The 13601-nt window shown below is 44.4% G+C and carries 18 protein-coding genes and 3 pseudogenes; 4 read left to right on the top strand and 17 right to left on the bottom strand.

Features of this window, described 5'->3' with window-relative positions:
- Positions 1–125: 125 nt before the first annotated feature.
- The 11 genes from mobP1 to N7E69_RS24005 form a co-directional block, all read right to left on the bottom strand.
- Positions 126–1307 carry a MobP1 family relaxase gene (gene mobP1, locus N7E69_RS24055; RefSeq protein WP_000539536.1) on the bottom strand — a complete coding sequence of 394 codons (1182 nt, stop codon included), beginning with the start codon at positions 1305–1307 and terminating at the stop codon, positions 126–128.
- Positions 1308–1309: 2 nt separating this feature from the next.
- Positions 1310–1855 carry a DNA distortion polypeptide 1 gene (ddp1, locus tag N7E69_RS24050; protein ID WP_000757691.1) on the bottom strand — a complete coding sequence of 182 codons (546 nt, stop codon included), beginning with the start codon at positions 1853–1855 and terminating at the stop codon, positions 1310–1312.
- Between the two features lie 325 nt (positions 1856–2180).
- Positions 2181–2453 (bottom strand): hypothetical protein, encoded by a 273-nt coding sequence (locus N7E69_RS24045; protein WP_000160399.1) that lies wholly within the window; start codon positions 2451–2453, stop codon positions 2181–2183.
- A gap of 12 nt (positions 2454–2465) precedes the next feature.
- Complete coding sequence (locus tag N7E69_RS24040) at positions 2466–2615, bottom strand: hypothetical protein (protein WP_000003880.1); 150 nt, start codon at positions 2613–2615, stop codon at positions 2466–2468.
- A gap of 69 nt (positions 2616–2684) precedes the next feature.
- Entirely contained in the window at positions 2685–2864 is a 180-nt protein-coding gene (locus tag N7E69_RS24035) for a hypothetical protein (RefSeq protein WP_001575529.1), read from the bottom strand.
- A 42-nt stretch (positions 2865–2906) separates the two neighbouring features.
- Positions 2907–3236, bottom strand: a complete 330-nt coding sequence (locus tag N7E69_RS24030) for a hypothetical protein (protein WP_000866650.1) — start codon at positions 3234–3236, stop codon at positions 2907–2909.
- Positions 3237–3328: 92 nt separating this feature from the next.
- Positions 3329–3544: a hypothetical protein gene (locus N7E69_RS24025; RefSeq protein ID WP_001180117.1), complete on the bottom strand. Its 216-nt coding sequence runs from the start codon at positions 3542–3544 to the stop codon at positions 3329–3331.
- Positions 3534–3779, bottom strand: a complete 246-nt coding sequence (locus tag N7E69_RS24020; RefSeq protein ID WP_000356542.1) for a hypothetical protein — start codon at positions 3777–3779, stop codon at positions 3534–3536. Before N7E69_RS24020 ends, N7E69_RS24025 begins: the two co-directional genes overlap by 11 nt.
- 44 nt (positions 3780–3823) lie before the next feature.
- On the bottom strand, positions 3824–4147 hold the full coding sequence (locus N7E69_RS24015; RefSeq protein WP_001181909.1) for a hypothetical protein: 324 nt from the start codon (positions 4145–4147) through the stop codon (positions 3824–3826).
- A 145-nt stretch (positions 4148–4292) separates the two neighbouring features.
- Positions 4293–4574 carry a type II toxin-antitoxin system RelE family toxin gene (locus N7E69_RS24010; protein WP_000220560.1) on the bottom strand — a complete coding sequence of 94 codons (282 nt, stop codon included), beginning with the start codon at positions 4572–4574 and terminating at the stop codon, positions 4293–4295.
- Complete coding sequence (locus N7E69_RS24005; protein WP_000121743.1) at positions 4564–4815, bottom strand: type II toxin-antitoxin system Phd/YefM family antitoxin; 252 nt, start codon at positions 4813–4815, stop codon at positions 4564–4566. Before N7E69_RS24005 ends, N7E69_RS24010 begins: the two co-directional genes overlap by 11 nt.
- A 1235-nt stretch (positions 4816–6050) precedes the next feature.
- Here N7E69_RS24005 and N7E69_RS24000 point away from each other — a divergent pair.
- The 3 genes from N7E69_RS24000 to ddp1 (N7E69_RS23990) all read left to right on the top strand — a co-directional run bounded on the left by N7E69_RS24000 (position 6051) and on the right by ddp1 (N7E69_RS23990) (position 7863).
- Complete coding sequence (locus N7E69_RS24000; RefSeq protein WP_001575533.1) at positions 6051–6887, top strand: replication initiation protein; 837 nt, start codon at positions 6051–6053, stop codon at positions 6885–6887.
- A gap of 39 nt (positions 6888–6926) precedes the next feature.
- Positions 6927–7373, top strand: a complete 447-nt coding sequence (locus N7E69_RS23995) for a hypothetical protein (RefSeq protein WP_001074381.1) — start codon at positions 6927–6929, stop codon at positions 7371–7373.
- Positions 7374–7440: 67 nt separating this feature from the next.
- A complete protein-coding gene (ddp1, locus tag N7E69_RS23990) occupies positions 7441–7863 on the top strand; it encodes a DNA distortion polypeptide 3 (protein ID WP_000202949.1) in 423 nt (140 codons plus the stop codon).
- Between the two features lie 638 nt (positions 7864–8501).
- On the opposite strand, the gene N7E69_RS23985 is transcribed toward ddp1 (N7E69_RS23990), so the two are convergent.
- Entirely contained in the window at positions 8502–8732 is a 231-nt protein-coding gene (locus N7E69_RS23985; RefSeq protein ID WP_108629079.1) for a plasmid partition protein ParG, read from the bottom strand.
- A 51-nt stretch (positions 8733–8783) separates the two neighbouring features.
- A complete protein-coding gene (locus N7E69_RS23980; protein WP_000864788.1) occupies positions 8784–9404 on the bottom strand; it encodes a ParA family protein in 621 nt (206 codons plus the stop codon).
- Positions 9405–9796: 392 nt separating this feature from the next.
- On the opposite strand from N7E69_RS23980, the pseudogene N7E69_RS23975 reads away from it, so the two are divergent.
- Positions 9797–10739, top strand: a pseudogene (locus N7E69_RS23975) (Rpn family recombination-promoting nuclease/putative transposase).
- Here the strand turns inward: N7E69_RS23975 and N7E69_RS23970 are convergent.
- The 4 genes and pseudogenes from N7E69_RS23970 to N7E69_RS23955 all read right to left on the bottom strand — a co-directional run bounded on the left by N7E69_RS23970 (position 10736) and on the right by N7E69_RS23955 (position 13530).
- Positions 10736–11337 (bottom strand): annotated as a pseudogene (locus N7E69_RS23970) (DUF2913 family protein). The pseudogenes N7E69_RS23975 and N7E69_RS23970 overlap by 4 nt on opposite strands.
- Before the next feature lie 56 nt (positions 11338–11393).
- On the bottom strand, positions 11394–11810 hold the full coding sequence (locus tag N7E69_RS23965; protein ID WP_000988946.1) for a hypothetical protein: 417 nt from the start codon (positions 11808–11810) through the stop codon (positions 11394–11396).
- Positions 11782–12422, bottom strand: a pseudogene (locus N7E69_RS23960) (3'-5' exonuclease). The gene N7E69_RS23965 and the pseudogene N7E69_RS23960 overlap by 29 nt, the downstream one beginning before the upstream one ends.
- On the bottom strand, positions 12415–13530 hold the full coding sequence (locus N7E69_RS23955) for a DNA-binding protein (protein ID WP_001247118.1): 1116 nt from the start codon (positions 13528–13530) through the stop codon (positions 12415–12417). Before N7E69_RS23955 ends, N7E69_RS23960 begins: the two are co-directional and overlap by 8 nt.
- Between the last annotated feature and the right edge of the window lie 71 nt (positions 13531–13601).

Here is a 13601-nt window from a genome sequence, read left to right as displayed (position 1 = left end):
TTGCAGATCTGTTTTTTAGATCGATAGATCGAATGATAGCTAAAACGCAGAATTTCGATCTGTTTTTAAGGTGAAAAGATGAGCAAGCGAACTAAAATAAATATTTTTCTAGCATAATCAATATATTAAATCTTATAAGCCCCAAAGCCCCAAAATTTAATCCCTGTTTTCAGCTTCTGTTCTGACTGTAACGTGGATGCTTTCTGCTGCGTAAACTGCGCCATTCGCTGTTGTTGCTTCAGCAGCATATCAGGGCTGTTCAGTACCAGCTCTTTGCTGGCTGAAGGTGTTCTGTCTACGCCCTTAACCCCCAGATTTTCTAACTGCCACTCATTTCTGTGAACCGTTTTCCAGCCATGCTGAACACCGTTTTTATCGAGCGCCGGGATTTTTACTTCTTTCTGACCAAGTTTCTTCAGTCTGACAAGATCACCTGCTTTAACGCTTTCCCGCGAACATAAGTCCCCAAAATCAGCCCCCCAGTATGTTTTCTCAACCCCCTTGTTAAGAGTCTTTAGCTTTATAAAATGTTGCTTAGACTTTGTTTTATCGTTCTGATAATGGTCGTAGCCAACATCAACAACCTCATAAACACCTTTCTGTCTTTTTGGTGCTGTATTATGTGCATCTTTAACAGACTGATTAAGTCCATGCTGTTGCTTATGGGTCGCTTTAACGTCATAACCTTTTAACTTCAACTCTTCACAAAAACCTGTACGAATTTCCCGTAAATCTTTTTTCCTGATATCAGCGCGTTTACCGTCATTATCTCGGATACGAAAAACAACATGAACGTGAGGATGTTCTTTCTTGTCACAGTGGTATCCAAGAACAAAACGGTGATTAGGATATTTTTTCTGCATCGTTTTCCTGACAGACTCCAACAAATCTTCAGGCTTTACTTTCGCTAAAACTGGAGGCGAGAAGACAATATTCTGTGTGATTTTTTTATTTTCTTTACCTTTATCATTCATCACATGCTGAGGATCATTAGCACGATCTATCATATGCTCTTTAGCCTCCAGAATTTCGGCACCCGTCCATACCCGACCGCTTTCACTCATCACTGGTAGCTCTGACTCACGGCTCATATAATCAATACTGTTCCGAATCCCCTGACGAGTAACAGCACCTCCAGATATTTTGACAACAACCTCCTTACTGGCACCCTTGCGGTTGATACGTTCCTGAACATTGCGGCTATAGTTCTTTCCACCATTTTTGACTTTATGAGCGAAAGCTGACTTACGACCATTTTCTGATGACTTTCGTTTAACACGATATTCTTTATCAACGTAAACGCCCATAATCACATCTCCACTTTATTTGAAACAGTTCTCCCTTTACATAACATAATGTAATTCTCAAACTGATTCTTAAGATTAAAAATTTCTATTGTAAGACGCTCCGCATCCTGATAGAAACCATCTTTATCAAGAACCCTGGTCTGATCATTAACAATGATATAATGGAAATTACGACCGATCTTATCAATTGAATTACGGCAACGATTCATCATCAGCAGTTCCTGGTCAAAGAAATCCAGTTCATTTTCAAGTGTCGTCTGTATGCGGTAACGACATTCTCGTGATAACGTCCATCCGTGACGATTAGCAGCTCTTTCAATATCAGCCCTTTGTTTACCTGTTAAGTACATCGTTGTTTTGATAAAATCATTATTATCAAAAAACGTATTCATATCCTTACTGCCTGCTTTACTTTTTAATAAAGCATTTGCTAAAAGTTTCATGCCTTCAGCTACTGTTAAAGCTGGTTCATCTGGATAAAGAGTTTTAAGGCAATCCAGCAAATCATCATGCTGATTTTCATCAATTCTGAATTGAACTTTTTTCATAAAATTCTCCGACAAGAACCGACTGTAGGTCACCGGGCAAACGTTGCGGAATGGCGCAAGAGACGTCATTTTGCGGCGTTTGCCCTATCCTGCATCGCAGTGAATCTGGCACCGCTCATAAATTGTGCTTGAGCATCAACAAAAATGCAAAAAGGCTGATGTTGTCATGGCTGAACATACGTACGTCTGCGACCGGAAACCCGATCAATGCGGTAAGGACAGTGCCGTCAGGTTCGCTCCGCGAACGGTCTGGCAGGAAGCGCAAGCGCAGTCCCGCGCAATATATCAGAAAGCACCTCCCGAAATACGGGAGGGCTTCGGCTATTCAGCTAAGGTTGCTCTGTTCAGGTTGCTGAGTGTAGCCTTCCATGCCCTGACGGGCATCAAAAAGCCAGCGCCGGAAGTTACTCATTCTTTCAAGGTTAGCTTTGCTTGGTTTTTTGCCACGATTACCACTTAATATCCGCCATACTCGTATTCCTGCTTTATTAGTCCAGTGCAGAACAATTTCTCCTTTGCTGTTAAAAGCAAGAGAAAAGCGTACAGCGCCTTGCCGCAATTCTCCACTGACAAAGGACACAAAATCATGTTTTGTCATAAAGCCTCCGGTTTATTTATCTGTTCTCTTTTGTGTCTTTTTTTCCAGTGCTTTTCTGAGTAATGCCATATACTCAGGAAAGACATGGAATGGCATCAAAGGGAAAACCGGACGCCCACCCTTTTCAACGTCATTTATTGCTGATAATATGCGTTCCGACATTTTATTCCTCGCAATAGAATCAGGTGTCACGGTATCAGGTTGCCCCACAACCTGATACCATCTTTATCTTTACTTTATTAACTTCTCAATTGCTTCTTTTTTTGCTTTCTCCTGTTCTGATGGTGGGTATGCAAAGTCATACCAGTTATCAATACAACGAATAACTCTTTCTTTAGATAACCCACATTGCTTAAACCAAAATTTTATATTTCGGTTTAATGATGCTTTTGCGCTAAACTCTCTTTCCATTTTCAGACCTTTACTAAAAGGGGGAATATCCCCCTTGATTAATTAGTAGTAAGAAGAAAATCGATGTTTTTCTTCCGGTAGAGTTTTATACGCAGTTTCAAAATCTTCGATTTTGATTGCCAGCTCATCACCAAAATCTTTTATCTGGCGCTTAAAACATTCACCAGTAAAATCATTTAAAACGGGAGTCTTAAAGCCGACCATTGAATCTGTATATTCTGAATTGGCGCGAATCTCGCGAACGGTGACGTTTTTTTTACCGTGAACAGAAAGAACCTGGTAGAAGGTTACATTGGTTTGCTCATAGCCCCAGGATGATACAAAGACATCACCAACAGAGACAGTATCATTTTTAAAAGTTAATACTTTCATTTTTAGCTCCCGCCCAGCTTGGGCTCTGGATGAAAGAGAACCTGTTTCCCTTTCTTGTGTTTTATTATACCTGCATTTGCAGGTATAACAAGTTATTTTTTTACCAGCCTGTAAGACGGATGCATATTTGCTAATAGCAATAAATACTGATATTCACCAACAGATAAAGAACGACTGGCCTTACCTGCACTTTCTTTCATCTGCCAGGAATTCAGTTGATAACCAAAAATATCAGCAGCTTCTTTAAGAGTAAGACCTGCCGCAACCCGTGCATTCTTTACTTCTTCAGGTGTAGGTTTATTCTGCATTTTCATCCCCTTTTGTCAGACAATCACACAAAATCCCATTATCCAGAAGCATCAATGATGCCAGGTTGAGTTTTTCGTCCATTATCAATTTTCTTACTGTTTTCCTGCTTTTAGTTTTATCAATCGTCTTAACATATTTTAAGACGTGAAAAACCGCATCCCCATCTTCATCCATCGTTCTGATTACATAAGAGTAATTACCTCTGTTTTTCTTAATTATCTTATCTTTATCCATATTATTCCTCATAACTAAAAAAGGGGCTTAATGCCCCTTTTTATCTATAACACGGTATGTAACCCTGTTTCCTGTGTAAATAAACACGCTAACTGATCACAATAGATATTATCGAATCTTGAAATATCTTTAACTTCAGCACCACGTACACGAGAAAATTTCACCTGGTACGTATCAGTAAAATCCAGTTTAATTTTTACTAAGTTGATGCCTTTCATTGCAAAATTTGACGGTAAACGGAAAGTTACCCCACACTCACCGTTTTCATCAAAGTAAGAAAAACTTTTAGCACCAGTCATAACAATAAAACGATTACCACCAAGTTGACGTAAAATCTCTGTGGCTACAGATTTAGCGTAGTTTTGCATTTTTAACCTCCCGCCCACTTTGGGCTCTGGATGAAAGAGAACCTGTTTCCCTTTCTTGTGTTTCACTATACCTGCATTTGCAGGTATAGCAAATTTTTAATGCTCTCGTTCAGACTGTAAACAGTCAATCATTTGATGATTAATCTTAGCGCAAATCTGCGATCTGATAGACTTCGCTGCTTTCCCTTCTTCCAACGGCAATAACGAGTAAAACGACTTTCTCATCAATGACTTGATATACAAGTCTGTAGCCAGATGCACGAAGTTTGATTTTATAGCGATCAGCATGACCATGTAACCGGGCTGCGGGTACGCGTGGATTTTCCAGCCGTTCTGCCAGTTTCTTTTTGAATTGTTCACGGATGGTGTGGCCGAGTTTCTGCCATTCCTTCAGTGCTCTGCGGTCAAAAGCCAGTTCATAGGTCATCCAGGTTAACCTTCACAATTTCCGGGTTTTTCATGCGCTCATCAGCAACAGCGTTTAACTCAGCATCTTCAGCGAGTTCCCGATAGTAGGCGTAAAGTTTTGGTGGAACGCAATAGAACGCCGGTTCGTTTCGGTTCAGGATCGCAACAGCGTCCCCTTCACCTTCAGCTACGGTTCCCATAGGATTTTTTTTCAGGTCAGTAATACTGGCCGCTGTGGTTGTCAGAATTTGATAGCTCATAAGCCCTCCGCTTGTCTCATTGACATAATAGCATCTTTAAAAGCACTCTTAAAAGTGCTTATGTTGAGAAAAACATCAGAACAGGTGAGATATAGCTCTTTCCGACATCGTCTTAAAACGCTCTGTAACACGTTCTGAGCGTTTTTTCCCGTTTCGTTGTAGTCAGCTACGGTTTCACGGTTTTTAACGCTGCTCAACGCTTTTTAGCGGCCTTGTTGCTGTGATCTGTTGCCATGATCCGGATAGAAGTTCAATTTTGATCAAAATTTCCTCAAGGCAACGACTGTTTTGTAAATACCCTCTAAAACGCGCTGTATCGCATTCTGAGTGATTTTTTCGATTTCGCATGGTTTTTAACTATGGTTGTATCGAACGAAGCGGCAGAAAGCGATTCAGGGCTTCTCAGTGAAAGATCCAAAAAGGATCAATCAACGGATCGTATGATCTGAACTCTTCTGGTTTTGAGAAAGGAGACACCGCTCGCCGCAGCCGAACGACCGAGCGTAGCGAGTTAGTGAGCGAGGAAGCGGAATAGCACAGGGATTACATCAGGCACTTACGCACAGTGGTTAAAAAGCGAGCATGTTGTTTTTATGTGTGGTTGTCCTGGTTCAGCGTGATCTGTCCTCCGGGTTTACGCAAAGTTATCCACAGGCACTGTGAATTTTTTGTTTTGAGCAGAGTTATCCACAGATTTTTTGTGTTTTTTTGCTTATTAAACTTCTTGTTTTTAAGATCTTAAATGTAGATCGGTAGATCTACTTTAAGATCTTTAACTTATTTTAACTTATTCTGCAAACATTGTGCCAAGTTTTTTATCAATAATTTCATTAAGATAGGTGTTGTTTTTTGTCGCCTCAAAATGAAAGGTGGATGGGTACGCACTGAAAGGTGGATGGGTACGCACTGTAATTTTCATGAAAGGTGGATGGCTGCGCACTGAAAGGTGGATGGGTACGCACTGAAAGGTGGATGGGTACGCATTTTTCTGTTTTTATTCAGATATTCGTATCTTTGTATCTTCATTTCTTTAGTTCTTTATAGTGCTCTAATTTAACGTATGACGTTAAAAGGTGGATGCCTGCGCATTTCTATCATATTGAATATAAATGATAAAAATTCTTTCATGTGATCCGAGTTTTGGTGGAAATCTATAAGGTGGATAAACCACTTTACACATTTCCGCTTTTGTGGTTATGATTTCACCATCAGAACTTAAAAAACACAGGTAATGTATGAACTTACTGAGCGTTACAAAGAAAACAAAAATTCGCCACAGAAATGAAATTAACAGCACATTCTCATCGTTGCCTTTGTCTGCCAGAAGAATTTTGTTTATGGCTATGGCGCAGATTGATTCACGTGAAGAGTTATCTGAGGGAGCAACCTTTCGTATTACGGCTCGGGAATATGCATTTATCGCTGATATTGATGTAACAGGTGCTTACCGGCAGTTAAAAGAGGGGGCAGAAGAACTTCAGGCCAGTGTTATTCGCATTCCGCGAAATCAACTTCTCACAGCTCAGGGCAATCAAAGCTCTGGACATACGAAGAAGAGAGGTAAATTACCTTCTGATGCAGTCAGGCTTATGAACTTGACTGCGTTTTGTGATTATGTTGAAAGTGAAGGATATATTGATATTGCTTTTTCACATGTCATTGAGCCATATATCACGATGTTAAAGGATTCTTACACTACTCAGGTTTTGATATCGTCTGTAAGACTCGCTGATCAAAATTCAAATATGCTTTATCAGTTTATCAGGAAACAATACAGCAGTGGTAAAAAGACATTTTTCGACATTGAAGTAGATGTATTAAAGGATGAACTTGAATTATTCAGAATAGATAATGGCGAAAAAGTTTACCTTTATCAGAATTTTAAGGACTTTAATAAAGTTTTTCTGCAAAAAAACATTGAAAAAATAAATCAATATACAGAGATTAATCATCTCGAAGTTAGAATCGTTGAGAGAGTCGCAAGAAGAGCATCCAAGCTAAGGTTTTCTTATAAAATAGATAAAGAAAGTGAAGGCCTAGATATCAGAATACCATACGGTTTCAGAGGATAATTGCATAAACTTCGTTTTGAGATCGAAATGAGGTAACTCATGGCTAAAATCTATCAATTCCCTCAGGGGGAAGAACGTGCTAAATTCAGGAAAGAAATCGCCAGGGAGCGTAAGAAATGTTTTGCAGTGAAAACAGGGTGCACTTTTGTTAAGTGGCTTGACTGGGGATGGTTTTATCTTCGTCTTCTTGCCGCGAGTGTTTTACATTTTATCTTTGTTTTTGTGTTAGCCATTCTTGGTGCGTTTAAATGGGCTGTGTTCTGGCTGGGTGGTATTTTGTGTGTCATCACCTGGTATCATCTCAATCAGCAGTTATGGACGCCACAAAATCTGACTATACCGGTGATTACGGCAACCTGGATTTTGGGACTGCTGGCTGAGCCTCTGATGGAGCTGCTCAACAAAACTATGCCCTGGCACAAGTTACTTGTTCCCGAACCTGCGGACGAAAGCACCGAGAACAGTAGCGAGATAAGCCAGCAATGATGCCACTCAGCTGTTATGCCAGTCCCTGCCTTTTCACTGCGATGCAGGATAGGGTAAACGCCGCAAAATGACGTCTCTGACGCCATTCCGCAACGTTTGCCCGGTGACCTACAGTCGGTTCTTATTGGAGATGTTTATGAAATATCTGGTCAAAGAGTTTATTAACGAGAAATATTCTAAGGCTGTTAATATTTTAAAGGATAATCTTAAAGAACACTATCATGTTTTTTATGGTGTGAGATTAAGTGAGATTCTTTTTCCTACTAGTGAATATGGCACAGATGCTTTCTTTAAAGAATTTGAATTAATTAACAGTGTAATACTTCCATTAGTAATATTTGATTTTATAGACCGAAAGCCGATCATGGTTATCGGCTTTGAGGAAGTGCCTGGGATTGATTCACTTATTGACTCTGGTATGGAAGTTGTTTTGTTAGATGGTTTAAGCGATCTGCTACTGGTTGAAAAATTGATGCCATTGTTTGATTAAATCCCTGGAAATACATGTTACCCATTCGTATTAATGCATTTTACACGAACGATGTTTATTCCATTTACCTGTTTTCATAACTTCTCCCCTACGGAGAACTAACCAAACTGATCTGCATCTATGATCTTAATTATATAAAATTTGGGGGGCGTGATTCTAATGTCCTCATTGTATTGGTAACAATCTTTTTTCCATCGTTTTTATTTTGATATTTAATATTGCTCTCAATTGATTTTTACCGTTTCTTCATTCAATGATATGAGCGTCAAATTGATTAGATAATGGTGATTTTTACCCTCTATCATCAAAGCTTGTGAAGCTATTAATATACAAAAAATTTTCAGTCGTTTTTCTATTGTCTCACATATTTTTAAGAGAGAATCTGTATGCTGTTCGCCATTCACTTATGTAGGCCACTTCGTACTAATCGCTTCAATCTAAAGAACTTCACTTTTCCTTAGCGTTTGTTATCGCAGAAATTCCCACGGACCCCATTTTGTCCGAACTCCTACTGATAGATTAAATCCTGAATCATCTAAGTTTTGCAGAATCAAGTAACTATTGGCTGTTGTACATAGCCAGGGCTGCTTTGAGAACAGTTGTTTTGCGTCGGCCTGTCTGTTCGCTTCGGCTTCCAATTATTCGTTCTCTTTGAGCCAGTTATCTACAAGCTGGTTCACCACGTCAGTGATTGATGTACCTTTCTTGGCGCATGCAGCCTTAAACCGGGTGTGCTTTTCTTCATCAAAATTAACGTTAACACGTTTGATTTTTCCAGATGATACTGGTGCTGTTACTACTCGTTCCAGATCTCTGTTTTCACCAAAGGTCATTTTTTTTACTGACGTATGCGCTTTTTCAAGTGACATTCAGGCTACTCCGGTTTTTATACTTATTTGATTATATGAGTAAATGTGTAATTACTCAAACATTCTAACTATCTCTTTTGTAAGGATTTCTATTTCACCTTTTGCAGCACCATCACTGGATTCAAACACGCTGTCGCCATCAAGAATTGATTTCACGTAAACCTGACGTTGTGTAATAGCTGTACGAAATGCTTTAACACCGGTGTCTTTGATACTTTCTTTAAGCACATTCAACATGGTTGCCATTTCTATCTTACGGGTGATCAGAAAGCGGGCTTCAACTTTGCGGCTGTAAGCCTGTGCTTCCAGAACAGTAACGACGCTTCCTGCTGCGGAGAAATCCAGAGGGCTGGGGGTGACAGGGATAATTACCAGATCGCTTACCATGACGGCTGCGGAGGTGATTACTGAGAGTGAACCTGCCCCGTCCACAATAGCAAAGTCATAGTCCGCCAGATCTTTTCGGATTCCATAGACGTCTTTTTCAGATGCTGCTGTAAATACGTCAAATGCTGCCTTGCCCGCTTTGCTCCAGTTCGTCAGGCTCATTTGTGGATCTGTATCTACCACAGCAATGTTGTATCCGCTCCTGCTCAACGCAGTGGCTATGTTGATTACGGCAGTTGTTTTACCTGAACCCCCTTTCGGATTCAGAAATGAGATCACCTTCATACTCAAATCCTCAATTGCGTATCTACTCAATTACTCCTGTGAGTTTTTGAGTTTATCATACTCTTTGTATGAGTAAAGGTTAATATGAGTTTATGTGTATATGAGTTAAGGGGTGTCTACTCATTTGAGCTGTCTTGTGTATATGAGTGTTTGAGTTTATGAGTGTGTAGTGACAAGGTCACATCTACTCATTATTTGTTTTTTTGGTTCTTTTAGAGTGTAGTTCAGCAGTACCAGTTTCTGCCAGGACATGGATATCTCCGGGCAAGCAAGCTGATGATTAAAAAAGAAAGAGGGGACTGCCCCTGAAGGAATTGCAATTCCGTTCCTCGCAATGTCAACATTTTTTGCCTGTGATACTATGACCGGGTCATTTTTCAGAGCATGGACTGATGAAAAAGAAAAACACTACGCCGACTCCCCACGACGCGACATTCCGGCAGTTTCTGACACAACCTGACATTGCCCGGGATTTTATGGAGCTGCATCTGCCGGCAGATGCTGCGTGCCATCTGCGATCTCAGTACACTGAAACTGGAATCCGGCTCGTTTGTTGAGGATGATCTCCGCCAGTATTTCAGCGACGTCCTCTACAGCCTGAAAACCACAGCCGGCGACGGATATATTCATGTCCTGGTTGAACACCAGTCAACACCTGACAAACATATGGCTTTCCGCCTGATACGCTATGCGGTGGCCGCCATGCAGCGCCACCTGGAGGCAGGGCATAAAAAACTGCCACTGGTGATACCAGTGTTGTTCTATACGGGGAAACGCAGCCCGTATCCATACTCCACCCGCTGGCTGGACGAATTTGACGATACGGCTCTGGCAGACAAACTCTACAGCAGTGCTTTCCCGCTGGTAGACGTTACGGTCATTCCGGATGATGAAATCGCCGGCCACCGTAGCATGGCCGCCCTGACTTTATTGCAGAAACATATTCATCAGCGGGACCTGGCAGAATTGGTTGACCGGCTGGCGCCCATTTTGCTGGCCGGATATCTGTCTTCATCGCAGGTAATATCGCTGGTACACTATATAGTGCAGGCAGGCGAAACATCGGACGCCGAAGCCTTTGTACGCGAACTGGCACAGCGTGTGCCGCAACACGGAGACGCACTTATGACCATCGCACAACAGCTCGAACAGAAGGGCATCGAGAAGGGGATTCAGCTCGGTGAACAACGTGGTATCGAAAAAGGCCGTTCAGAAGGGGAGCGCGAAGCGACTCTGAAAATAGCCCGTACCATGCTCCAGAACTGCATTGACCGCAATACCGTCATGAAAATGACCGGTCTGACTGAAGACGACCTAGCGCAGATCCGCCACTAATCCCCCTTTTCTGGCACTCCCTGCCCGGCCATCAGCGAATACTGGTGGGGCAGGGAGGCATCAGGCTCTGCCAGCCACAGCGATCAAACAGCTTCATTACCCCCGCTACGTTCCCTGTCAAACGTGCTGTCAGCGAATTTATCTGTCGGCCGCTGTCGTTAAAACCGACATCGAGTTTGGCCCGTGAGAGATAAATGCCGTTCACGCCTGCACTGAGCGCCACAGCATTCCGGCCGGACCATTCCCGATCGCTCAGCAGACGGTAGTTCCAGTGCATATCTTTCGCTGTTTCCAGAGCATACGTCAGCCGGAACAGGTCGTTCTGCTCGGACAACTCACCGGTGCATGAACGCCAGAGGTAATTCAGCTTGCTGGCCAGCTTGGCGCTGACGCCCATCTGACGTCCCTGTTTCAAAAGCCACTCGATATCGGGCGTCACATCACGAGAAAAACGCCGTTGCTTCAGCGCAGTCGCCAGCCAGCGGGTGAGAAAGAGGTTTTCCTGTGCCGGCGAGAGAACGCCACCATCCTGCCTGGCCAGCGCAAGCGCCACCAGGGCACACCACGCCAGATGACCTGATTTTTCTGTCAATGTCACGGCTTCTCCCGCAAGTCAGAAAAATGATGTAATTCATCAGGCATAATCAGCACACGTCAGCCCGTCTTACGGAGAAACATTCGCCGCATCTCACGCGTCAGCTGCTTCTTCTCCCATCCGTAAGGGAAAATAATGCTGTAGTCCCTCCTCTCAGGGAGGATATCAGGGCCCGCGACGATTCGCGCCACCTCCTTATTCAGGCGTTCTCCTCGCCAGCCATAAGCCGCCAGTCGCTTACGGATACGTGCAACGGGAAAACGTTTATCGGAGTGACGGGGGAAGAGTAACGTCCCGTCCTCATTTCGTTTGACACCAAACATATCCAGAGACTGTTCGATCACCACTGTTCGAACGGGGAAATGCTCACGCATAGTTTTCAACATATTCTCCATTTCAGACTCCTGAATTAATCCCTGCAACTGTCTGACCAGCCAGAGAGCAGCGTTATGCTGGCTCACTCCCTGCGTCATCATTCATTTCACACTGGAGTTCATGCCAATATCCGGCAATATTGTTTACCACCTGTGCTGTCATAACGGCGTCAGTGACGGCGGAATGAGCCACCCCGATCCAGCTCAGGCCAGCCTGACTGACAGCACCGGAAAGCGATATGGTTCCGTAACGATTTGTACTGCAGCTGCTGCCGGATCGATGCCGACTGTGGGTTTCAGGCGGGTCTCAAATATCCTCTCACCGCGGGCATTCACCAGACCGATTTCCAGCGCCTGCGCGCCGGCATCAAGTCCGGTCGTTTCGGTATCGAGGAAGACGGGGCCCAGTGCTAACCAGGTATGTGCCAGCATGGCGAACCTGCCACGCTCACTCTTCATCCGGGCCTGCAGGCCCAGACGTGTGCTGGCCAGCCGCTGTTTTTCTGTCTGAGGGCGTTTCGCCCGCATCGGGACGCAGTCAGCCAGCCGCCATACGCCGTATTTCCCGCCGTAAGGACTTTTGTACATTCTGACCGGTTCCGCACCAGGGGCTGGCTTCATCCTGAACTCATCCCGAAGCCGCCCTTTGGTGTAGCATTTATCCTCCGCCCGGGGCGCTTCATCACAGGCGTCTGAATTGTCATCATCACGCATTCTGGCCACCGGTCTGTTTATTGCCTGAAAGCGCCGCCATCAGTGACTGGTTCTGACGCTTCAGGGCTTCAGCCTCACCACGCAGTGCCGCGACCGTTTCTTTCTCCCCCATCGTCTCCAGACGGGCATCATCACGCTGGTTTTCCAGCTGTGTGCAACGCTCTGTCAGACTGGCTATTTCACTGCCCATACGCACCAGTTGCTCCGAGGAGGCCTTTTCCTGCGATTCCAGCCTTGCGGTGAGGCTGCTGACTCTGTCACGTTCAAGTGCAATCTCACCGGCGCGCGCCTGCGTGTCAGCGATGGCCTGCTCGAGGCGTTGCTGCAGCGTTTCGCGGGTGGCCAGATGCTGCTGACGTTCTGAGGCCAGCGCATTTTCCTGCGATTCAAGGCGGGTAAGGAGAGTATTGACTTTATCGCGTTCAGACTTCAGTTCTTCTGTACGCGCATTAGCTTCGGCAGAAATTTGCTCCAGTCGTTTCTGCAGGTCTTCCCGCGTGTTTTTGTGCTGTGCCTGCTCCGCATTAAGCGCATCCTGCAGCACTGTCTTCTGCTCCTGATACCGTTCCTCTCGCTGACGGGTATTCTCTTCAGCGGCCGCAAGACGCTCTTTCAGCTGGGCCATCTCCACATCATGCTGCTGACGCAGTGAACGTTCTGACTCCAGCGCCAGCGTCAAACTGTCATATCTGTCCTGCAGTTCATCCAGTTTTTCTTCCAGGTCGTCGACTGTCTGCGCGGCGTCGGCCAGCTCCCGCTCTGCCTGTGCGGTCTGTTCACCGGCAGCACGCGTGACTTCCGCAACCCGGCGTTCTGCAGCCCGGACCGCCTTGTCATTCAGTTCTGTCGCCAGCTGGGTGATGCGTTCGGACAGCGCGGCGGAGACGGCCTTCACTTCTTCAGCCACTTCCACTGGCAGCTCGGCAACGGGTTCAGTGACGACCGTGCTCTGTGAAGCCTGGTATTCGTCCCATATCTGGCGGAGACGTGTCGGATTGCCGCCACCCACCTGGTTACGTAGTGCGAACCCGGTGATATTCCGTCCTTCAGCCTGCAGGGCCAGCCCTGCTTCAATAATCTGTTCTGGTTCGTATGTCGCCGGACGCATCTGTCAGTCTCCGCATAAAGGGGTATGCTTATATTATACACAAACAAACTAACAAATAAACTAACTAACAA

The organism is Salmonella sp. 3C (assembly GCF_025426275.1).
Lineage (GTDB): Bacteria > Pseudomonadota > Gammaproteobacteria > Enterobacterales > Enterobacteriaceae > Salmonella > Salmonella enterica.
This window is presented reverse-complemented; position numbering and strand designations above follow the sequence as displayed.

Coding starts and splice junctions, on each gene's coding strand:
- N7E69_RS24005 (WP_000121743.1), bottom strand. CDS start 4,815: ATGAGCTATCAAATTCTGACAACCACAGCGGCCAGTATTACTGACCTG.
- N7E69_RS24020 (WP_000356542.1), bottom strand. CDS start 3,779: ATGGATAAAGATAAGATAATTAAGAAAAACAGAGGTAATTACTCTTAT.
- ddp1 (WP_000202949.1), top strand. CDS start 7,441: ATGACGTCTCTGACGCCATTCCGCAACGTTTGCCCGGTGACCTACAGT.
- N7E69_RS24040 (WP_000003880.1), bottom strand. CDS start 2,615: ATGTCGGAACGCATATTATCAGCAATAAATGACGTTGAAAAGGGTGGG.
- N7E69_RS23980 (WP_000864788.1), bottom strand. CDS start 9,404: ATGAAGGTGATCTCATTTCTGAATCCGAAAGGGGGTTCAGGTAAAACA.
- N7E69_RS24030 (WP_000866650.1), bottom strand. CDS start 3,236: ATGAAAGTATTAACTTTTAAAAATGATACTGTCTCTGTTGGTGATGTC.
- N7E69_RS23995 (WP_001074381.1), top strand. CDS start 6,927: ATGGCTAAAATCTATCAATTCCCTCAGGGGGAAGAACGTGCTAAATTC.
- ddp1 (WP_000757691.1), bottom strand. CDS start 1,855: ATGAAAAAAGTTCAATTCAGAATTGATGAAAATCAGCATGATGATTTG.
- N7E69_RS24000 (WP_001575533.1), top strand. CDS start 6,051: ATGAACTTACTGAGCGTTACAAAGAAAACAAAAATTCGCCACAGAAAT.
- N7E69_RS23965 (WP_000988946.1), bottom strand. CDS start 11,810: ATGATGACGCAGGGAGTGAGCCAGCATAACGCTGCTCTCTGGCTGGTC.
- N7E69_RS24045 (WP_000160399.1), bottom strand. CDS start 2,453: ATGACAAAACATGATTTTGTGTCCTTTGTCAGTGGAGAATTGCGGCAA.
- N7E69_RS24015 (WP_001181909.1), bottom strand. CDS start 4,147: ATGCAAAACTACGCTAAATCTGTAGCCACAGAGATTTTACGTCAACTT.
- N7E69_RS23985 (WP_108629079.1), bottom strand. CDS start 8,732: ATGTCACTTGAAAAAGCGCATACGTCAGTAAAAAAAATGACCTTTGGT.
- N7E69_RS24035 (WP_001575529.1), bottom strand. CDS start 2,864: ATGGAAAGAGAGTTTAGCGCAAAAGCATCATTAAACCGAAATATAAAA.
- N7E69_RS24025 (WP_001180117.1), bottom strand. CDS start 3,544: ATGCAGAATAAACCTACACCTGAAGAAGTAAAGAATGCACGGGTTGCG.
- N7E69_RS23955 (WP_001247118.1), bottom strand. CDS start 13,530: ATGCGTCCGGCGACATACGAACCAGAACAGATTATTGAAGCAGGGCTG.
- N7E69_RS24010 (WP_000220560.1), bottom strand. CDS start 4,574: ATGACCTATGAACTGGCTTTTGACCGCAGAGCACTGAAGGAATGGCAG.
- mobP1 (WP_000539536.1), bottom strand. CDS start 1,307: ATGGGCGTTTACGTTGATAAAGAATATCGTGTTAAACGAAAGTCATCA.